Annotated in this window: 19 protein-coding genes and 1 pseudogene; 4 read left to right on the top strand and 16 right to left on the bottom strand. The window is 62.3% G+C overall.

Annotation, left to right across the window (positions count from 1 at the left end):
* Positions 1 to 146: 146 nt before the first annotated feature.
* From mgtA to ABIB45_RS12000, 11 genes are all read right to left on the bottom strand, one after another.
* Complete coding sequence (mgtA, locus tag ABIB45_RS12050) at positions 147 to 2,813, bottom strand: magnesium-translocating P-type ATPase (protein WP_354216089.1); 2,667 nt, start codon at positions 2,811 to 2,813, stop codon at positions 147 to 149.
* A 59-nt stretch (positions 2,814 to 2,872) separates the two neighbouring features.
* A complete protein-coding gene (locus ABIB45_RS12045; protein ID WP_354216088.1) occupies positions 2,873 to 3,802 on the bottom strand; it encodes an urea transporter in 930 nt (309 codons plus the stop codon).
* Positions 3,799 to 4,845 carry a HoxN/HupN/NixA family nickel/cobalt transporter gene (locus ABIB45_RS12040; protein WP_354216087.1) on the bottom strand — a complete coding sequence of 349 codons (1,047 nt, stop codon included), beginning with the start codon at positions 4,843 to 4,845 and terminating at the stop codon, positions 3,799 to 3,801. The genes ABIB45_RS12045 and ABIB45_RS12040 overlap by 4 nt, the downstream gene beginning before the upstream one ends.
* Complete coding sequence (locus ABIB45_RS12035; protein ID WP_354216086.1) at positions 4,845 to 5,759, bottom strand: urease accessory protein UreD; 915 nt, start codon at positions 5,757 to 5,759, stop codon at positions 4,845 to 4,847. Before ABIB45_RS12035 ends, ABIB45_RS12040 begins: the two co-directional genes overlap by 1 nt.
* Entirely contained in the window at positions 5,756 to 6,373 is a 618-nt protein-coding gene (ureG, locus tag ABIB45_RS12030) for an urease accessory protein UreG (protein ID WP_354216085.1), read from the bottom strand. Before ureG ends, ABIB45_RS12035 begins: the two co-directional genes overlap by 4 nt.
* 12 nt (positions 6,374 to 6,385) lie before the next feature.
* The gene (locus tag ABIB45_RS12025; RefSeq protein ID WP_354216084.1) at positions 6,386 to 7,066 is read right to left on the bottom strand and encodes an urease accessory protein UreF; all 681 of its coding nucleotides are present in this window, start codon (positions 7,064 to 7,066) and stop codon (positions 6,386 to 6,388) included.
* Positions 7,047 to 7,529, bottom strand: coding sequence for an urease accessory protein UreE (gene ureE / locus ABIB45_RS12020; RefSeq protein WP_354216083.1), 483 nt, complete (start codon positions 7,527 to 7,529; stop codon positions 7,047 to 7,049). Before ureE ends, ABIB45_RS12025 begins: the two co-directional genes overlap by 20 nt.
* 9 nt (positions 7,530 to 7,538) lie before the next feature.
* Entirely contained in the window at positions 7,539 to 9,284 is a 1,746-nt protein-coding gene (ureC, locus tag ABIB45_RS12015; protein WP_354216082.1) for an urease subunit alpha, read from the bottom strand.
* Positions 9,281 to 9,610 (bottom strand): urease subunit beta, encoded by a 330-nt coding sequence (locus ABIB45_RS12010; RefSeq protein WP_354216081.1) that lies wholly within the window; start codon positions 9,608 to 9,610, stop codon positions 9,281 to 9,283. Before ABIB45_RS12010 ends, ureC begins: the two co-directional genes overlap by 4 nt.
* 10 nt (positions 9,611 to 9,620) lie before the next feature.
* Positions 9,621 to 9,923, bottom strand: coding sequence for an urease subunit gamma (locus tag ABIB45_RS12005; protein ID WP_354216080.1), 303 nt, complete (start codon positions 9,921 to 9,923; stop codon positions 9,621 to 9,623).
* Positions 9,924 to 10,124: 201 nt separating this feature from the next.
* A complete protein-coding gene (locus ABIB45_RS12000; RefSeq protein WP_354216079.1) occupies positions 10,125 to 10,640 on the bottom strand; it encodes a cupin domain-containing protein in 516 nt (171 codons plus the stop codon).
* Positions 10,641 to 10,760: 120 nt separating this feature from the next.
* On the opposite strand from ABIB45_RS12000, the gene ABIB45_RS11995 reads away from it, so the two are divergent.
* Entirely contained in the window at positions 10,761 to 11,366 is a 606-nt protein-coding gene (locus ABIB45_RS11995) for a TetR/AcrR family transcriptional regulator (RefSeq protein ID WP_354216078.1), read from the top strand.
* A gap of 168 nt (positions 11,367 to 11,534) precedes the next feature.
* Here the strand turns inward: ABIB45_RS11995 and ABIB45_RS11990 are convergent, their stop codons facing one another.
* The 4 genes from ABIB45_RS11990 to ABIB45_RS11975 all read right to left on the bottom strand — a co-directional run bounded on the left by ABIB45_RS11990 (position 11,535) and on the right by ABIB45_RS11975 (position 14,940).
* A complete protein-coding gene (locus ABIB45_RS11990) occupies positions 11,535 to 11,897 on the bottom strand; it encodes a cupin domain-containing protein (protein ID WP_354216077.1) in 363 nt (120 codons plus the stop codon).
* A gap of 350 nt (positions 11,898 to 12,247) precedes the next feature.
* Entirely contained in the window at positions 12,248 to 12,835 is a 588-nt protein-coding gene (locus ABIB45_RS11985) for a TetR/AcrR family transcriptional regulator (RefSeq protein WP_354216076.1), read from the bottom strand.
* A gap of 251 nt (positions 12,836 to 13,086) precedes the next feature.
* Entirely contained in the window at positions 13,087 to 14,487 is a 1,401-nt protein-coding gene (locus ABIB45_RS11980; protein WP_354216075.1) for a trimethylamine monooxygenase, read from the bottom strand.
* A 72-nt stretch (positions 14,488 to 14,559) separates the two neighbouring features.
* Positions 14,560 to 14,940: a cupin domain-containing protein gene (locus ABIB45_RS11975; RefSeq protein ID WP_354216074.1), complete on the bottom strand. Its 381-nt coding sequence runs from the start codon at positions 14,938 to 14,940 to the stop codon at positions 14,560 to 14,562.
* Between the two features lie 479 nt (positions 14,941 to 15,419).
* Here ABIB45_RS11975 and ABIB45_RS11970 point away from each other — a divergent pair, with 479 nt between their 5' ends.
* The 3 genes and pseudogenes from ABIB45_RS11970 to ABIB45_RS11960 all read left to right on the top strand — a co-directional run.
* A complete protein-coding gene (locus tag ABIB45_RS11970; RefSeq protein ID WP_354216073.1) occupies positions 15,420 to 15,827 on the top strand; it encodes a cupin domain-containing protein in 408 nt (135 codons plus the stop codon).
* A gap of 309 nt (positions 15,828 to 16,136) precedes the next feature.
* Positions 16,137 to 17,813: an APC family permease gene (locus ABIB45_RS11965; protein WP_354216072.1), complete on the top strand. Its 1,677-nt coding sequence runs from the start codon at positions 16,137 to 16,139 to the stop codon at positions 17,811 to 17,813.
* 134 nt (positions 17,814 to 17,947) lie between these two features.
* Positions 17,948 to 18,157 (top strand): annotated as a pseudogene (locus ABIB45_RS11960) (alkaline phosphatase D family protein); the annotation flags it as partial.
* Positions 18,158 to 18,404: 247 nt separating this feature from the next.
* Here the strand turns inward: ABIB45_RS11960 and ABIB45_RS11955 are convergent.
* On the bottom strand, positions 18,405 to 18,710 hold the full coding sequence (locus tag ABIB45_RS11955) for a hypothetical protein (RefSeq protein WP_354216109.1): 306 nt from the start codon (positions 18,708 to 18,710) through the stop codon (positions 18,405 to 18,407).
* Positions 18,711 to 18,754 lie beyond the last annotated feature (44 nt).

Below are 18,754 nucleotides of genomic sequence, written 5' to 3'. Positions count from 1 at the left end.
GGCTGGCAGGGGAACCATCGAACGGGCTCTACTGCGCCCGGCCTGGCGGGAGCTGGATCCGTTTCGGTCCTGGCGGTGGCCTTGGAAATTGGAACTGCAGACCAAGCGATTGATATAGACAGAGTCTGAATAAGCCTCCTTCTTGTCTAGGTGAGATGCTGTCCTGTGGGCCTACGACGCGGGGCGCTAAACCGGGCCGCACGGCGGGCGATGTGGTGGGTTTCGTGGCGGCGGCGGACCAGGACGGGTCCGGCGGGCAGCTGCTGGGCGTCGCGGGCGAAGAACCAGGCCTTCGCGAATTCCACCAGGAACATGTACACCACGATCATGCCCAGCAGGGCCAGGAAGAACGGGACCGGCAACGGATCGAAGCCCAGCACTGCCGCCAAGGGCGAGAGCGGCAAGCTGATACCCAGGACCACCACGCCCAGGGAGGCGCCGATCAGCCCGGCGGACGGCCGGCTGCGCAGGAACGGTACCCGCCGGGTGCGGATGGCGAAGATGATGAGGGTCTGCGTAGCAATGGATTCGATGAACCAGCCGGCACGGAACTCCCCCGGCGCGGCGTTGAACACGAACAGCATCAGGGCGAACGTGGCGAAGTCGAAGAGTGAGCTGATGGGCCCGAACAGGAACATGAACCGCCGGATGAACGCGATGTTCCAGTGCGAGGGGGCCCGGAGCTGTTCCTTGTCCACGCGGTCACCCGGGATGGCCAGCTGGCCGGAGTCGTAGAGCAGGTTGTTGAGGAGGATCTGGCCCGGCAGCATGGGCAGGAAGCTGAGCACCACGGAGGCGGTGGCAGCGCTGAACATGTTGCCGAAGTTGCTGGATGTGCCCATCAGCACGTACTTGATGGTGTTGGCGAAGATCCGCCGGCCTTCCATCACTCCTTCGGCCAGGACGCCGAGGTCCTTATCCATCAGTACGACGTCGGCGGCGTCCTTGGCGACGTCGGTGGCGCTGTCCACGGAGATGCCGATGTCCGCCTTGTGCAGTGCCAGGGCATCGTTCACGCCGTCGCCCATGAACCCCACCGACCCGCCGCTTTGGCGTAGCAGGGCGATGATGCGGGCCTTCTGTTCGGGCGAAACGCGGGCGAAGATGGTGGCGGTCCGGGCGGCGGCGGCCAGGTCGGCGTCGGACAGCTTCTCGATCTCCGCGCCGGTCAGTGTTCCACCGGACAGCACGCCGAGGTCCGCGCAGACTTTTTCGGCCACCTTGGCGTTGTCCCCGGTGGCGATCTTCACCGAGATTCCCAGCGCCGCCAGCTGGTCCAGGGATTCCTTGGCGTTGGTTTTGGGCCGGTCCAGGAAGATGAGGAACCCGGCCAGCACCAGGCCGTGCTCGTCGGCCGGGGTGATGCTGGCCAGCCCCGCCGCGGAGCGGGTGGCCACCGCCACCACCCGGGAGCCGGCGTCGAACTGATCATCCAGCATCGCCTGCACGGCCGGCGGGGTGGGCCCGCACAAGGCGAGGACGTCCTCCGGGGCGCCCTTGGTGACCAGGCGCGCGGGGCCGCCGGCCTCCCGGACCAGCACGGTGGTGCGGCGGCGCTGGTGATCGAAGTCGATCAGGTCCAGTCGCTCGAAGCGCGCCGGATCAAAGCCAGTCGCGTCCGGACTGTCCCAGAGGGCCGCGTCCAGCGGGTTCTGCCCCGCGGAGGAGAGTTTCGCCTCCGTGTAGTCAGTCTCGGTGGCCAGCAGCCCCAGGGTGAGCAGGCCGCCGTCGGACATCTCCGGGGTGACCGGGAGCGCGCCGGTGAAGCTGATCTTTCCTTCGGTGAGGGTGCCGGTTTTGTCTGTGACCAGGATGTCCATGTCCCCCAGGTCCTCGATGCAGACCAGCCGTTTGACCAGGACTTTCCGTTTCGCCAGCTGGCGGGTGCCGGTGGCCAGGGAAGTGCTGACGACGGCGGGGAGCAGCTGCGGCGTGATGCCCACGGCGATGGCCAGGGAGAACAGGAGGGATTCGATGAGCGGGCGCTGCAGCAGCAGGTTGGCGATGAAGATCAGCGAGGTGAGCACCACAGCCACCTGCAGGAGCAGGAAGCTGAAGCGTTTGAGTCCGAGCTGGAATTCGGTCTGCGGCTGCCGTTCGCCCAGGCCCAGGGCGATCCGGCCGAATTCGGCGCGGCCGCCGGTGGCCACCACCACGCCGGTGCAGCCGCCGGACTGGATGATGGTGCCCATGAAGGCGCAGGAGGTGAGGTCCCCCAGGGACGCTCCGGCGGCCACGGGCGCCGGATCCTTGGCGGCGGGCAGGGACTCCCCCGTGAGGATGCTTTCGTCGCAGAGGAGGTTTTTGGTGCTCAGGAGCCGAATGTCGGCGGGGATGATGGCGCCCAGGGAGAGATGGACGACGTCGCCTGGCACCAGGGCGGTGACATCCACGTCTTGGGTGGTTCCGCCGCGGAGCACCACGGCGCGGTGGGTGACGCGGGAGTGCAAAGCCTCGGAGGCGCGCTCCGCACGGAACTCGTTGGTGAAGCCTAGCCCCACACTGACCAGCAGGATCACGCCGATCACGATCGAATTGGTGGCGTCACCCAAGAAGAGGGACAGGCCGGCAGTGACGATCAGCAGGATCAGGATGGGGCTCGCGAACTGCCGCCCCAGCACCGCCCAGCCGTCGGCCCGGTGGGTGCGGACGGCGTTGGGGCCCAGGGCGGCCAGGCGGGACGCGGCTTCTCCGCCGGTAAGCCCCTCGAGGCATGAGCCCAGGCGGTCCAGGACCTGTTCCCCGGGAAGGCTCGCGGCGTCGGTGATGGGCAGCTGGAGGGAGCTCCGCTCCTGGACGTTGAGCTCTGCCATGCGGATCCGTTCGGACGCGTCGAACATCGGAAAGTCGATGTACGGCTAAGCGTACGGCGCTACTGCCGGGGACTGAACCCCGGAATGTGGTGGAGCACAACCAACATGAACCACGTAGCAAGGATGAACGGCCATGTGTAAACCGGCAGCGCCGTCAGGCCCATCACCCAGGCAAGCACCGAAGAAACGACAACGCCCACAATGGCGGCAACCCAAGGTTGCCACGTGCCCCGCAAAAAGACTGCCGCCAACGCAATGGCCGTCAGGACCCCGGAATAGCCGAGGAGCCCGTGGGTCACGGCCTGCACATCGGAACCTGTGACAAGGTCCATGACGGCCTCCAAGACGCTGCCCAGGAGTGCGGCGGCGGCCACCTTCCAGTGGGCGATGAATAACCCAAGGAGGATAACGGCGCCCGCGATGGCTGAGTCGACCAGCACCACTTCGGAAATATTGGTCAGGATGGCCTGGCCCATGTCGGCAAGTATGTTTTCAGGCACCTCGCCCAGATCGGTGTGCGGGCCGTGCAGTGGGGCGTGCACGGCAAAAAGCACCCCGGCGACGATACAGAACGGCGCGGTGGTTACGGGCAGCGAGTACTTTCGGATGGCAGGGTGGTAAAACAGCCACGCAAGCGCGACGGTGACCGGGCCGCAGGCCAGGCCGCCGGCGACGGCGAACGCGGCGGCCGGCCAGGTAAAGCCCAGAGCGGAGAACTGTGCGGCGCCCACCAGGGCCCCGCAATAGCCGTGCAAGCCGTTGCCCAGTTCGCCGCGGCTCCGCTGGCACAGCACTCCGCTTAAAGTGGAAAACAGCAGCCCCACAACCGCAAGGACAGCCATCCGCCAGTTGGCGATGGCGAACCCGGCCAGCACGGTCAGCCCCGTCCAGACATTTGCCTGGAAGTAGATCTGGCCTAAACCCCGGGCGGTAGCGGCGGTCCAATTGAGGCTGCGGACGACTTCGGGACGCATGTAGTAGGAGGTCATTTGGCGTGCCGCCGCCCCAGCAGAACGGCAAGAATCCACACCGCGGCGAACGTAGCAACCAGGGCAAGCCCGGCGTTCCCGAGGTCGATCCCAGCCAGCCATCCGGCCGCACCGTCCACGCCTAATGCACCGTTGACAAAACCTCCCAGGGTGATGACCGAAACAAAAAGAGCAGAGAGCGCCGACAATCCAGTGATGACGGTGTTGAACCCGAGCCTGCGCTGCGGGTTCCCGATGGCTGACTTGTACAGGCGCATCATGGCGACCCCATTGACGGAATCACACAGGGTCATGGCCGCCGTGAAGGCCAGCGGAATGGCCATCAGTGCGATTGGAGAAACGCCGGCCACGGTCGCTGCGGTGGTCATCACCAACAGTCCGACGGTTGTGGCGGTATCGAACCCCAGGCCGAACAGGAAACCGATCACGTAGATGTTGCGCGGCCGCTCCACCTTGGCCAAAGGCTTGGCTAGAAGCCTCGCCATAAACCCCCTGGCTTCGAGGTCCTGCTCCCCCACGTCACCTCCCCTGGCCATCTTCCGGTAGGACTGTGCGGCGCTGAGGAAGGCCGCGCCGTTGACGATACCCATGAACAGCAGGAAGAGTCCGGATACTGCACTGCCGATCAGCCCCAGCACCAGGTTTCCGGTGGTGCCCCCTTCCATCAGTTGTCCCACCAGAGAGGCACCCGACACCACCAGCACCCCTGCCAAAACAACGACGGAGCTGTGGCCCAGGCTGAACGCAAAGCCCACACTGACAGGGTTCTTGTGCTGGGCAACGAACCTGCGGGTGGAGTTGTCAATCGCCGCGACATGGTCCCAGTCGTAGCTGTGCTTAACGCCGGTCAGGTAGGCGGTCAAGATCAGTCCCAGCGCCAGCGGGTGCCCGGTTGTGCCCGCGAATGACGTTCCCGCGAGCAGGAGTACGACGGCGGCCGCATGCAGCGCGGCCACCGCGCCGAAGGTGAAGAACAGGCGCGTCCGGAGCGGCAGGGTCTCCCGCTCGCGGTACATGACGGCGAACTGGGTCAGTGCGGCCATCAGTACTTCCTCAGGTCCATAGGTGATTGCCCGTACCAGCGTTCGCGCAGCAGCCCTGTGCAGGCTCCCAGGATGTGGTTGAGTTCCCCGGTGCTGTTGGACAGGGACCGCAGGACAAGACCCGTGGTCCCCGCATTTCGTGCGGTCAAAGACACGCCGGTGTGGGCGTCGTAGCCGACGGTCAGTGCGTGAAGTTCATCCGCGAGGGCTTGATCCACCCGCCGGTCTACGACAATCAGCGAGCCCAGGTGACTGAAGCCTTCCATGAAGCCCATCCCGGTGACATCACCCAGTGGCGGCCTGATGAGCAGGTTGTCCAGGGCCAGCAACTGCATGCCGTTAGGGCCGGAGACGTGGATCTCATTCCGCAGCCGCAGTTCTTCATACTTGAACGAGGAGCCATCAGGAGACCAGCCGGGAGTGACAACCTCAGCCATGATCAGGCTCGATGTCGGGCGCACGGTGATGTGCGTGTTCTGCCGGTAGGTTGCCTCGCGGTAGGCGATCAGCTGGTCCGGCGCCAGTTCCAGCTGTGCGTTTTCCCCGAGTCGCAGGGTCGTCCGCTGCTCGGCAAAGGAGTCAGGAGTCCGGTAGATCTTGGTGGCCGACTGCGTCGTCAAAAGCAACGAGGCCCCCGCCTGCACCTCAACGTCCACCGTAAAAAGGTCAGCTCCGAGATAAGCGCCGCCCGGGTTCACCGTGACATAGCAAACCTGCCCGGAGTCATCAAGGTAATGCGGCCGCAACACCCGAAGAGCGCCTTGATGATACTGGTGCGAGGCGATGGATTTGCCGCCGCGCTCGGAAATGACGAGCTCAAGCACACCCCTGGCCCCCGGTGCTTGAGCCTGTCGAAATCCCTGGGTCTCGATGAGCTCCACCACCGGTGCAAGCCCGGATGCCGTCGTACTCATTTGGCCAAATCGAGCATCAGGACGTCGTGCCGGATCCACTCGATGACCTTGTCGAGCCCTTCGTCGGTTTTCAGGTTGGTGAAACAGAACGGCTTGTCCCCGCGGAATTCCTTGGAGTCCTTCTCCATGACGGACAGATCGGCGCCGACGTGGGGGGCGAGGTCGGTCTTGTTGATGATGAAGAGATCGGATTTGATCATGCCCTGGCCTGCTTTACGGGGGATCTTCTCCCCCTGGGCCACATCGATGATGTAGACGGAGAAGTCGACAAGTTCGGGACTGAACGTGGCGGACAGGTTGTCGCCCCCGGACTCAACGAAGATGACCTTGAGGTCCGGGTGGCGCCTCTTCAGTTCCTTAATGGCCGCCGTGTTCATGGAGGTGTCTTCACGGATGGCGGTGTGCGGGCAGCCGCCGGTTTCGACGCCGATGATCCTGTCCTCAGGCAGGATACCGTTTGCCGCCAGAATTTTGGCGTCCTCGATGGTGTAGATGTCGTTGGTGATGGCGGCCATGGAAATGTCACCGCTCATGTGACGGGTGAGCCGCTCCACCAGCTGGGTTTTACCGGCCCCCACCGGACCGCCGATACCGATAATGATGGGTTCAGTCATTCTGTCCTCCTGTTAACTCATGAACATGCGCGCACGTTGCCGCTCGTGCCGCATCTGCGAAATTTCCAATCCGGGGCTCATGGCCCCGAAGTCGTCCGGTGCCAGATGCCCGATCCGCTCGACGGCGGCCGCGACGTCGCCGGCCGCTCGCCCAAGAAGCCGCTGTCCGGCGTTCTGGCCAAGCGGAATGGCGCGCACCGCATTCTGGGTCAGCGACGTGACGGTGGCGAACAGGTACGCGCCGAGTGCCTCCGCCAGCGGCACGCCCAGGGAACGGGCGACGACGGCGAACGCCAGCGGCTGGTGGCCTGCGGCGCGGCCTGTGGCCACCAGGTCGCGGTACTCCGCCAGCTCAGGCGACGGGAAAACCTGGCCGCCGATCTCCAGCAGCCTGCCGCCCATCGTGATGCCGGCTTCGCGCACCTGCCGCGGAAGGAGCTGCGCCGTGAGCACAGGATCCAGCTCGGCGACGGGACTTCCCTCATAGAGCAGCCGAATGGCCATCCCGTCGGAGTAGGTGAGCTGCTGGCCGATAAACGCCGAGAGCCAGCGCCCAAACGAGTCCGCATCGGAGATCAGCCCGCGCTCAATGTACGTCTCGAACCCCAGCGAGTGCGCAAACGCCCCGGTAGGGAGCGCTGAGTCCGTCAGCTGCTGGAGCGCGAGCTGGTAGCTAGTGCGAGTGTTCGGCATGGCGGAAAGGAACGGGCATGACGCGTTCCTGCCGGTCGTAGGGAACACCGACGTGCTTGAGGTAGTCCTCCACGGTGTGATCGTAGGCACAGACCATGACTTCGGAGCCAAACTCGGACCCTGCATCGAAGAACTGGGCCTGCAGGTGACGGTTGCCGAGGGAATGCGCCACGATCCCCATCTCCTGGATGGACCGGGGCGCGATGACCAGGACGTCGGTGGCCAGCACCGACACCACGATCATGTTGGTTTCGGCCACATCCAGGATGTCACCGTCCCGCAGGTCCGCCGAACCTGCGGGCAGGCGGATGCCGATCACCTTGCCGTGGTCAGTGGTGACCCGCTGGATCCGCTTAACCAGCTCGGCGCTGGGCAGGATCACCTTCTCCCGGTGCAGGCCTGCATACTCCCGCGAATCCGGTGGCAGCTCGTGCAGGTTACCTAAAACCTTTTCGATAATCACAAACCGCTCCTAGAAGAGGAAGTAGCGCTGGGCCATAGGCAGCACGTCGGAGGGCTCACAGGTGACGTCCTCGCCGTCGACAGTCACCTTGTACGTTTCCGGGTCAACCTCGATGTTAGGAGTAGCCCCGTTGTGTTTGAGGTCTGCCTTGGTCAGGGAGCGGATGCCGGAGACCGGCCGGATGACCTTCTCAAGTCCCAGCTCCGCCGGCACGCCGGCCTCGATCGCTGCCTTGGACAGGAACGTGATGGACGACTTTTGCAGCGCCTTCCCGAAGGTGGCGAACATGGGACGCATGGTGCGTGGCTGCGGCGTGGGGATGGAGCCGTTGGAGTCGCCCATCAGCGCGTACGCGATCTGGCCGCCCTTGAGCACCAGTTCCGGCTTGACGCCAAAGAACGCCGGGTCCCAGAGCACCAAGTCCGCAAACTTCCCTTCCTCCACCGAGCCGATGGAGTCCGCCATGCCCTGCGCGATAGCCGGGTTGATGGTGTACTTCGCCACATAGCGCTTGAGGCGGAAGTTGTCGCTCTCTTCGCCGGAACCGTTCGCCGCACCGTGCGTCCCGCCGTCGGGATCCTTCAGCACGCCGCGTTGCCTCTTCATCTTGTCCGCCACCTGCCAGGTGCGCGTGACCACCTCGCCCACGCGGCCCATCGCCTGTGAATCGGAGGACGTAATGGCGAAGATCCCCAGGTCCTGCAGGACGTCCTCCGCAGCAATGGTCTCGGCGCGGATGCGGGAATCGGCGAACGCCACGTCCTCGGGGATGGCCGGGCTGAGGTGGTGGCACACCATGAGCATGTCCAGGTGCTCTTCGATGGTGTTGCGGGTGTAAGGAAGCGTCGGGTTGGTCGAGGCCGGCAGGACGTTGGGGAGCCCGGCGATCTTGATGATGTCCGGGGCATGGCCGCCGCCGGCGCCTTCGGTGTGGAACGTGTGGATGACCCGGCCGTCGATGGCCCGGATGGTGTCCTCCACAAAGCCGCACTCGTTCAGGGTGTCGGTGTGGATGGCCACCTGGACGTCATACTCGTCGGCCACCTTCAAGGAGGTGTCGATCGAGGAGGTGGTGGCGCCCCAGTCCTCGTGGACCTTCAGCCCCACGGCGCCTGCCCGGATCTGCTCGGCCAGCGGCTCGACGGCGGACGCGTGGCCTTTGCCGAACAGCCCGATGTTCATGGGAAGCCCCTCAACGGCCTGCAGCATCCGCTGGATGTGCCATTTGCCCGGCGTGACGGTGGTGGCCTTGGTGCCTTCGGCCGGGCCGGTGCCGCCGCCCACCATGGTGGTGATCCCGCTGCAGAGGGCGGTGGGGACCTGGTCCGGGGAGATGAAGTGGATGTGGGTGTCGATGCCGCCGGCGGTGAGGATCTTCCGCTCCCCGGCGATGATTTCGGTGCTGGCGCCGATCACGATGTCCACGCCGTCAGAGATCTGTGGGTTGCCGGCCTTGCCGATCTTGAAGATATGGCCGTCCTTGAGGGCGATGTCGGCCTTGTAGATGCCGGTGTAGTCCAGGATGACGGCGTTGGTGATCACGGTGTCCGGGACGTCCTCATCCCTGGTCAGCTGGCCGTTCTGGCCCATGCCGTCACGGATCACCTTGCCACCGCCGAAAACCACTTCCTCGCCGTACACGGTGAGGTCCTTTTCGATTTCGAGGAACAGGTCGGTGTCCGCCAGGCGGATGGCATCTCCGGTGGTGGGGCCGTACAGGTCCGCGTACTGCTTGCGGGGAATTTCAAGGCTCATTTGTTTGCTCCTTCAGCGTTCGTGAGCGGCCCGTTGACGGCGTTACTCAAGCCGTAGACCTCGCGGTCGCCTGCCAGTTCGATCAGCCGGACAGGCCTGCTGTCGCCGGGCTCGAACCGGGCGGCGGTGCCTGCAGGGATGTCCAGCCGGCGGCCGTAGGCAGCGGTGCGGTCAAAATCAAGGGCGGCGTTGGCCTCGGCAAAGTGAAAGTGCGAGCCCACTTGGATGGGCCGGTCGCCGGTGTTGGTGACGACGACGTCGGTAGCGTCACGTCCTGCATTCAGCGTCACGGGTTCGGACCTGAGGGCGTATTCTCCGGGAATCATGGACCTACTCCTATCGGATGGGATCGTGAACGGTGACGAGCTTTGTGCCGTCGGGGAAGGTGGCCTCGATCTGGACATCGTGAATCATCTCAGGCACCCCTTCCATGACGTCGTCCCGGGTGAGCAGCGTGGTCCCGTAGCTCATCAGGTCCGCCACGGTCCGGCCGTCGCGTGCCCCCTCAATGAGTTCGTAACTGATGAGGGCCACGGCCTCGGGGAAGTTCAGTTTTAGCCCCCTGCCCTGCCGCCGCCGGGCAAGGTCGGCGGCAATAACGATCATGAGTTTTTCCTGCTCACGTGGCAAAAGATGCATAACTTCTCCTTTATGAAAGGTCGGAGCCGCGGAAGCCGGACGTCTGATCACCCAAGGCTTGGAACAGCCGGGGACGTGCGGGGCAGCTATACCGTTATATGCCTTAAAGCCGAGGCCATGCAATTCAGAAATGCCGCTTGCTTCCCGGCTGTCACTCGACGCGCCCGTCAGCCCAGCGGAAGAGTCAGCCCAGCGGAAGAGTCAGCCCATCGGAGGAGTCAGCCCGTACCGGGCGATGATGTCAGGGAGCCATGGTGCTTCGCCGAACTGCAGACCGTATTCGGCTGCGAGTTTGCCGATGGCCTCAGGATCGGGTGGTCCCCCGGGTTCGAGCTGATCGGCCAGCCCCCAGAAGAAGTGCTCGAATCCGGCGGGGCTGATGATTTCGATCATCCTCGCGGGAACTTTGCCCGCGTTCCACATGGTGTGCAGTTCGCCGCGCGGCTTCGTGATGTAGCCCCCGGCGCCTAACACCGCCTCGCGCTCACCGGATCGGAATCCGATCTCGCCTGCAAGGACGATGGAATACTCGTCCTCGCGGGTATGCAGGTGCGGCGGCACCAATGCCCCGACGGGGAACGGGTGCTCCACGATGGAGATCTGCTCATTGGTGTGTTCACCGAACAGTTTGAAGACAACCCCAATACTTCCGAGGCTGCCCTGGCGTCCTTCCCCTGGCTCCACGACAGTGAGCCGCGGAGCCTCCTCAGCGCCCATGACAGGCCACCTTTCCTCATTCGATATACAATGGTGTATAGCGAATTATCCGACCGCACAGGAACCGGCGTCAATGCTTTGAATGAACAGAACCGATCAACCAAAATCCGCACTTATCAGATGAACAAGCGTGCCGAGCAGGTGGAGACTACGCGTCAGCGCATCGTGGACGCTGCGGTTGCCCTGCACGGTTCAATAGGCCCAACCCGGACCACCATTGCGGGCGTCGCCAAGCAGGCCGGCGTGACGCGCCTGACGGTCTACCGGCATTTTGCCGATGACGAGGCACTGTTCGCTGCCTGCTCCTCGCATTGGCTCTCACAGCAGCAGCTACCGGACCCGAGTGCCTGGTCCGAGCTCGCGGACCCCGCGGAACGCCTGCAGGCCGGCCTGACGGATCTTTACCGGTTCTATCGCGGCGGCGAGCCGATGCTCACGCGCATCTATGGCGATCGGGAGGTCATTCCGGAGCGGCACAACCGACAGCTCGAAGAGCGCGATGCGTTTTTCCGCGACACGCTCCTTCAGCCGTTTCCGGCGACAGACAGCAGCGGCCGGCTGCGCGCCGTCGTCGCGCATGCGGTTTCCTTCTGGACGTGGCGGTCCCTCTGCCACGACAACGGGCTTTCCAACCGGGAGGCCGTGGAAGCCATGATGGACCTGATAGCAGCGTCGCGCGCAACAACCCGAAGAAGAACGAACCTCCAGAGGATGCTGCAGCGGTAGCATCTGCCCCGGCCGCGCTATTACAGCTACATGCTTCAGGCCTCGGCAGGACATAGAACGCCCCGGCAGATTTAAGGCTGCCGGGGCGTTCTGGGGTAAAGAAGGATGTACCTGTGATCAGGCTGCTGCGGGCTGGGACGGGGCGTTCGTCGTTTCGGGCGGGGGTGCTCAGGGCTTGGCGTAGTCGGCGAATCCCTGCCAGTCGATTACCACGCAGGGTTCGTCTCCCACTGTCCAGGCGTCATGGCCTGGCGCCATGGTGCCGAAGTCGCCTGGCCCATACTCCATCTCTTCGCCGTCGTCCATGACTACCTTCATCCGCCCGGAAACGAAGTACCCCATGTGGGATGCCTGGCAGCTCTCCGTTTTCGCGATCGGCTTGACGTGTTCGGACCAGCGCCACCCGGGCAGGAAGGTAGCGCGGCCAACGGCTCCCGTATCGAGGTTGACGAGTTGAAGCTGGCCGGTACCCCCTTCGAAGGGACGGGTCTCCTCGGGCGAATCCAGGCTCTTGCGAACTAAACTTGGCATTTCAACTCCTACAGGGGGTAAAGCTCTTGTTTGGGGTGGGTCCCGGAATTGCTCAGGGGCTCACGACGTCCCGAAGGACAGTCGGGAGCCGGCAACCGCGGCTGATGGGGAGACACCCTGCGCAATGCACGGCCAACGCAGTGGCGGCGCTGGCAGCGAAGGTGCGTTAATGTTCACGGATTTCTCCTGAAAAACGGCTGCTGGCAAGCCCCGATATCCACAACGGTGGAGATATGGAGCCCGCAGTAAGCACATTCTCCGCCTGGCCGATGATGCCCGCAAGAGCTCCGGCAAACGTCCCGGATGTGTCCATTAAACGACCATCATCCACTGTCATGAAAAAATCGAGGTCAGACGCCGGCTTTGATCAGGAGCGCATCGACCATCATGAAGAACTGGGCGCGGTGATCGGTCGCCTTCGCGTCGGTCATGTATTGGATGGCTGCGCCGTCGTAAATCGTGAGAAAGAGCCTCACCAGGGTGGCAAAGCCTATGAGGCACTGATCCCCGCTGTTTTCGGCGGCGGAAGAAAAGATGTCTCCCAGTTCCACTTCATAGGCCGGATAAGTCTTCGCGGCCAGCGGGCTGACGGCGGCATTTCGCGTTGCCCAGAGAATGAGTTCGATCTCAGCAAGGATGCTTGCCGGCTCTTCCTCCAATGCACGCCAGTAGCCTTCGGCCACCTTTTCCACAGCCGTACGCAGACCCAAGTGGACCGGGACGCCGCTGGAAAAACGGCTCAGGTTCTTTAACCAAGCCTCGGCGGCCTTGTCCATGAGTTCGTCTTTATCGCTAAAGCAATAATGAGCCGCCGCCAAGGGAGCGTTAGCTTCCTTGGCAATGGCCCGCATTGTCACCGACTGAACACCCTCACGGCGCATAAGTTCAACCGTTGCTGAGATCAGCTGCTCTTTTCGTTCCGAAGCGGCTACCCGCATGGCCCATTCCCCACTCTCCACGGTTACCGCCACAGCGGGCGGTAACCAACCAAAGACTACCGCTCGGTCAACCGCGATGAATCTTCATCTTGCCTGGCCTTGCGGTTTGATGTCGTTACCACCGAAGACCGTATCCCGGCTGCCCATGCACCAGCCAGGACACGGTCCGGAGCGCGGAAGCCCTCCAAATAGTCAGGGCAGCCTGCCGGAACCTAGAACCTTTCTAGATTGGCCAACGGGTATGCCTCCAGTTACCGCGCGGCCAGGATGTCGTCCACAGCGGCAGGCGAGCCGGCGTCCACATCCTGGGACGGGCCGTCCAAGTACCGCTGCATGGAGTCGTCCATCGCGTTGAGCCAGCGGGTGTGGTGCTTGGTCGCCATGGTGCCGGTGACCACGGACCGGTGGAGCATGTCGCGGTACCCCAGAATGTCCGTCTCCTTGTGGTGCATCCAGTCCTTGAACAACTGGCAAACAGCGTCGAGGTCGAAGGGCGGGTAATCCGTGGCCTCGATGAGCTCCCGCAGGTAGTCCGTCTGGAAATCGGCCTCGGCATCGTGATTCGGCAGCGCGTCCTGGCGCTCAAGCCAAAGCTGGATGTCCGCCTCGCGCTCGGCGAGGGACGGAATGTCAATCACTCCGGTCATAACGTCGCGGGCAAACCAGGCCTGCGCGTCGAACATGTTGAAGGTGTAGTACTGGTCCTGCGCACCCAGGTAGAACAGGTTGGTGTTCTGCTGCCACACAACGCCCTTGTAGAGGTTGCCCGGGTACAGCACGTTTGGCGACTTCAACGACAGCTCACTGGGAAGGTACGGGTACTTGTGCTGGTATCCGGTGCAAAGCACGACGGCGTCAAAGTCGCCTTGGGTGCCGTCGCTAAAGTGTGCGGTGCGGCCTTCGAAGCGGGTGACGAGCGGGCGCTCCACCGTGTTCTCCGGCCAGTCATAGGCCATCGGGGTAGTGCGGTAGCTCAGGGTAATGGACGCAGCGCCCATCTTGTGGGACTGCATGCCAATGTCCTCAGCAGAGTAGCTGCTGCCGATCATAAGCAGGTTCTTACCATAAAACCGCTCGGCTCCGCGGAAATCATGGGCGTGCAGGACTTCACCCGGGAATGTCTTGACGCCCCTGAACTCAGGGACCGAGGGGACGGAGAAGTGTCCAGTCGCGACCACCAGCTTGTCGAACACGTGCGTCTCAGTGATGTTGGTTTTGAGGTCCTCCACCGTCAGCGTGAATTCCTGCGTGGCCTCGTTGTAGCTGGTGTGCCGTGCGACGCTGTTGAACCGGACGTACTTGCGGACATCGGACTTCTCCACGCGGCCCTTGATGTAGTCGAAGAGAACCTCGCGTGGCGGGAAGGACGATATAGGACGGCCGAAATGCTCGTCAAAGGAGTAGTCCGAGAACTCCAGGCATTCCTTGGGGCCGTTGGACCATAGGTGGCGGTACATGCTGGAGTGAACCGGCTCGCCGTGGGCATCCAGGCCAATTCGCCAGCTGTTGTTCCACTGGCCGCCCCACTCGTCCTGCTTCTCGAAGCACATGATTTCGGGGATTTCTGCCCCCTTCTGGCGTGCTGATTCGAATGCCCGCAGTTGTGCCATGCCGCTGGGTCCTGCACCGATGATTCCGACTCGAAGTGTCATGCTGCTCTCCTCTTCCAAATTTTCATGGGCCGCCGGTATGCGGCGTAGTGAGTTGGGTTGCGCTGATGGTCCTTACGGGTTGAAGGTGCGGTCGCCGGCGAAGAACCCCAGGCCGTACTCGGGGGTCTCGAACTTGACGGTGGTGCCCTTGGGGAAGAACAGCACGTCGCGTTCCTTGGCGTGCGTGACTTCGCCGGTGGTCTGGTCCGTGAGGATGAACTCGCCCTTGATGACGACCTTCATCTCGTCGTAGGTGTAGGTGTACACCAGCGGCTCGGAAGCCTTCAGCTCGAAGAAGCCGGCGCACATGACCGACCCCTCGGGGTTGTGGAGGGAGTCGCCGATCGCGGCGTCCGTCCCTGGCTCGTTCATCGACGGCAGGGCGGTGAAGCCGTTTTCTACTTTGTGGATGGAGCCGGCCTTGCTCAGTGTTCCTACGAGGGTGGTTTCCATGGTTTCTCCTGTGAATTGGGTGGAACAATCTTCAGAACTGTTCATGAGGGCATAAATGTCCATAGGGAATTGCACTTTTGGCGCATGAGGAATGCATTGAAGTGGCCTCTGAAACCGGGTTATGGCTCCGGGAGGAATAGCTGCAAATGCGACATTATTGATTCGCAACGGACCGGCTGAGTTCCTCTTTGAACCGTGCGGTATGAAGTGAATCACGTCTGCTCGCTCCACTGACTTTTACATGAACGGCCGTGCAAGTCAATCGTTCAGGAAAACTTGTTGCAGGGAGTCTTTTGCAAAACTGATCCTCAGATCCCCCCGCCCACAAACGTCCACATTCCTTCTCATGGACCCTTGACTGGGACGCTTGTCAATGTCAGAGTATTCAAATCCGTGATCCATATCACGTTGATGCACTTGATTTTAGATTCACCGATACGTTCCGCAAGCAGGTTCCAACTGAAGAACGGTGAAAGACTATGACCACAACAACCCAGCCCCCGTCACTGACGACGGGGGAAACTATCGACTTCTGGTCAGCGAAGACCATGCAGGTCATGAAGGACGAGTGGCCGCGACTGCGCTGCAGGTTTATCAACGCGAATCCCGACGGCCCATGGGATGACTTCCGCCTCTCGGAATGGGAAATGGAAGCCTGCGGCTGGGAGGACTTCCACCCTCACAGCGAAACGAACTTCGTCGTGGAAGGCGAGCTCTACATAGAGTCCGAGGGCAAGACTGTCGTCCTCAGGCCCGGTGACTCAGCACGCGTCAATCCCGGTCAACTTGGCCGGTACTGGGCACCCGTCTACGCCCGGATGGTTACTATTTACGGACCCAACCCCGATGGCGCGAAGTCCCACTCCTTCCGGTACTACGAAATTTGAGCCTTAGACACTTCCACAGCCGCTCCACACGCGGCGCCCGCGGGACCCTCACCAGGATGCCTGCACGCCGCCTTCGGCCACGATCGCCACACCCGTTCGCCCAACAAGTGCTTCTGCATTTCTGCGAATCCTCTCCGCCCTGAGGCCAGTGCGCGAAGATGCACGCGACATAATTCAAACCCTCGCCGCGGTAATACATGCAACTGCAATCGCAGTCGCATGGTTTGTCGAGCCGTAAAAGACATAAAGATATATCAATCTTGGCCTGCCGCCCTAAGCGCGCAAATGCGTTGAGATTTCCACCTTTACATGGCAGTAAACCATCAAGGATGGCATGAATCTTTATTGAGGCGGATTAATCCGGTCTGGCACTGCGAGCTGTCCCATAACGGCGGGCGCCGGAATATTTCCACGGCCGCCAAAATATTCAAGAGCTTCTCTATCCAGCCTCACAGACCAGACGACTTGTCGTCTAAGGAGACAGTTATGAGTAAAAATATTTCGGAAGGTGTTGACCACCTGGAAAGGTCGATCAACTGGAAGCAGGGTTTGGCCATAGCACTGGGCGTCCCCTTGTTGATTCTGCCCTCCCTTGGCTACCTGCCGATGTATATGGCCGCCGCAGCAATCCTGGTCTGGGGGTTGTCGGTCATCCAGGGCTTCATACAGAACGCTGCCTATGCTGAGATGGCTACCACTTTTCCCAAGGCCAGCGGCCTGCCAGGTTTTGCCCAGCATGTATTTCGCACCGAAAACTACAAGGGCAAGTACGACAAGGGAAAGCTGATCGGCGGCTTCTCCGCTTGGAGTTACTGGTTTGCATGGAACCCCGTCCTGGCGATCTTCGCCATCCTGGTCGGCGGCTACCTGCATGGACTGTTTCCGGCTTTGGCCGAGACATTCACCGAGTTTCAGCTCTCATTGATCTCCGGTGCGGTGATCTTTACCGGGTTGTTCATCGTCAACTGGTTCGGCCTCAAGGACGGCGCCATCCTGGGTTACATCCTGGCTGCTGTTTCCCTAATACCGCTGATTATCCTTACTGTGGCGCCTTTTGCTACCGGACACGTTGACCTGGCCAATATCACCGGCAACTGGTGGCCTGCTGACTGGGTGTGGGACATGCACCACGTCCTGATTCTCTTTGGCATCTTTGCGATTGCTCAGTGGAGTGCCTGCGGTTGGGAAACGGCAGCCATCTACGCCCCCGAATACAAAAACCCGTCCAAAGATGTCCCGAAAGCATTGTTCGCCTGCGGCGCTATCTGCTTTCTCTCGTATGTTCTGGTGCAGGCAGCAGTCATCGGCGTGCTTGGTGTTGAAGGTGTGATGGCGGAGCCTGTATCGCCTCTCATTCCGGTGGCCAAGGCGGTCTTCGGGGAAGCCGGCTCAATCATTACCATCATCATGCTGATCGCCGCCATGATCCTCATCATCCAGACGGCTTACCTGGGCTCCTCCCGCGCCATGCACTCCATGACCACGGAAGGCAATCTTCCCAGGGTCTTCGGCAAAACCAATCGCCACGGAACCCCCTTTATTGCCTTGCTCGTCACCGCGGCGTTCAACATGGTCCTGATTTCCATGGGATCCCTTGCTGCAATTCTTGCGGCCGCCGCCATTGGCTACACCTGCGCCAACGGCATCAGCCTGTTCGCCTACGTCAAGGCCAAAAAGCACCCGGCCTTCGCCAACCTGGAACGGCCTTTCAAAGCACCCAAGGGCTGGAAACATGTCGCCATGATCTTTGGCCTGTTCAATCTGCCCCTCTGCCTGATCGGCGTGGTCTACCTGAACAGCCAGGAAATCGGCTGGACCTCAACCTGGCTCGGCTTCCTCGTATTGTCGCTGTACATTCCCATTTGGTTGTATTCGCAGCACGAATCGAGGCGCAGGAATGACGAAGTAGATGCTGTTGTGAGCTCTTTGGACAATGATTCGGATAACGATGCCGAAGACCTGGAAACAGTTCCAACATCCAGGTGAAGTCGACGGTGCAGGATTCTGGACCAAGCGCGGACGGCAGTTCTACATGGCTCTAGGATCGGAGGCGACGGGTTCGTCGTCGTCGTACTGAACTACGACGGCGGCACTCCACCGAGGGGACCCGTCGCCTCCCGCGGTGGTTGAGTCCGGGGAAACCCAGAGGCTCAACCACCGACGAACCCCAGCGCTGGGACATCCTGGGCCAGCAGGACTTCTTCGCCGAACGCGACCGCAACGCCGTGGTCCTCACCGGTGACGTCCACCGGAACTGGGCCAACGACGTCAAGGTGGACTACCGGGACCCGGCCTCCGCCGTGGTCGGCTCGGAACGGTTGAGCCTGTCGAAACCCTCCAACCGGATGCGGGGCCTAAGCTTCCAGACCCCGCATCGGGTTGTTGAAGAGCGGGCTAAACAGCTCCACGTCCGATCGCGGTATCCGGCAGGCATCCGCGGCCTCCCGCCAAGTGCCCAACGCCTTGCGGACGGCGGCGAGAAGATCGAGGTAGTCACCCCCCGTTTCGCCGCAATGAAGGCCCGGCCCAAATGCACGGTGCCTGATTCCATTTCGAGATCGACTTCGATGGATGCACTCATCGGCGCACCCTCTGAGCCAGTTCCTGGCCTGCCCGCGCCCGCCCGAAGTCGGTCTCATGGGGGTCAAAGGCGACGTTGTGCTGATCTCCGAGGCCGAGGACGCGGGCCACGTCGAGGAAGGCCTCGAATGACCTCCAAACGGTCACAAACAGGAAGTACCCCCGCCTGGTGGTCCCGGCGTTCCTCACCAGCTGAAGGTGATGGGCGAGCGAGGAGTCCGTATCCCGTCTGCTGTGCACGGCGTTCGCGCACGCGAAGGCGACGTCGGCACCCTTGCCGCCGATGGGTTCCCGCACCCGCACAGGGACGTCCTCCAGCCTTACCGCCCGAGCGGCCCGGTCCGTGG

The sequence above is a fragment of the Arthrobacter sp. UYCo732 genome (assembly GCF_040547265.1).
In the GTDB taxonomy this organism is placed as follows: domain Bacteria; phylum Actinomycetota; class Actinomycetes; order Actinomycetales; family Micrococcaceae; genus Arthrobacter.
The sequence above is the reverse complement of the archived record's forward strand: the minus strand, read 5'-3'. Positions and strand labels throughout refer to the sequence as shown.

Coding starts and splice junctions, on each gene's coding strand:
- mgtA (WP_354216089.1), bottom strand. CDS start 2,813: ATGGCAGAGCTCAACGTCCAGGAGCGGAGCTCCCTCCAGCTGCCCATC.
- ABIB45_RS11975 (WP_354216074.1), bottom strand. CDS start 14,940: ATGGAAACCACCCTCGTAGGAACACTGAGCAAGGCCGGCTCCATCCAC.
- ABIB45_RS12010 (WP_354216081.1), bottom strand. CDS start 9,610: ATGATTCCCGGAGAATACGCCCTCAGGTCCGAACCCGTGACGCTGAAT.
- ABIB45_RS12000 (WP_354216079.1), bottom strand. CDS start 10,640: ATGGGCGCTGAGGAGGCTCCGCGGCTCACTGTCGTGGAGCCAGGGGAA.
- ABIB45_RS11995 (WP_354216078.1), top strand. CDS start 10,761: ATGAACAAGCGTGCCGAGCAGGTGGAGACTACGCGTCAGCGCATCGTG.
- ABIB45_RS11985 (WP_354216076.1), bottom strand. CDS start 12,835: ATGCGGGTAGCCGCTTCGGAACGAAAAGAGCAGCTGATCTCAGCAACG.
- ABIB45_RS12045 (WP_354216088.1), bottom strand. CDS start 3,802: ATGACCTCCTACTACATGCGTCCCGAAGTCGTCCGCAGCCTCAATTGG.
- ABIB45_RS11980 (WP_354216075.1), bottom strand. CDS start 14,487: ATGACACTTCGAGTCGGAATCATCGGTGCAGGACCCAGCGGCATGGCA.
- ureG (WP_354216085.1), bottom strand. CDS start 6,373: ATGACTGAACCCATCATTATCGGTATCGGCGGTCCGGTGGGGGCCGGT.
- ABIB45_RS12025 (WP_354216084.1), bottom strand. CDS start 7,066: ATGCCGAACACTCGCACTAGCTACCAGCTCGCGCTCCAGCAGCTGACG.
- ureC (WP_354216082.1), bottom strand. CDS start 9,284: ATGAGCCTTGAAATTCCCCGCAAGCAGTACGCGGACCTGTACGGCCCC.
- ABIB45_RS11990 (WP_354216077.1), bottom strand. CDS start 11,897: ATGCCAAGTTTAGTTCGCAAGAGCCTGGATTCGCCCGAGGAGACCCGT.
- ABIB45_RS12005 (WP_354216080.1), bottom strand. CDS start 9,923: ATGCATCTTTTGCCACGTGAGCAGGAAAAACTCATGATCGTTATTGCC.
- ABIB45_RS11970 (WP_354216073.1), top strand. CDS start 15,420: ATGACCACAACAACCCAGCCCCCGTCACTGACGACGGGGGAAACTATC.
- ABIB45_RS12040 (WP_354216087.1), bottom strand. CDS start 4,845: ATGGCCGCACTGACCCAGTTCGCCGTCATGTACCGCGAGCGGGAGACC.
- ABIB45_RS11965 (WP_354216072.1), top strand. CDS start 16,137: ATGGCAGTAAACCATCAAGGATGGCATGAATCTTTATTGAGGCGGATT.
- ABIB45_RS12035 (WP_354216086.1), bottom strand. CDS start 5,759: ATGAGTACGACGGCATCCGGGCTTGCACCGGTGGTGGAGCTCATCGAG.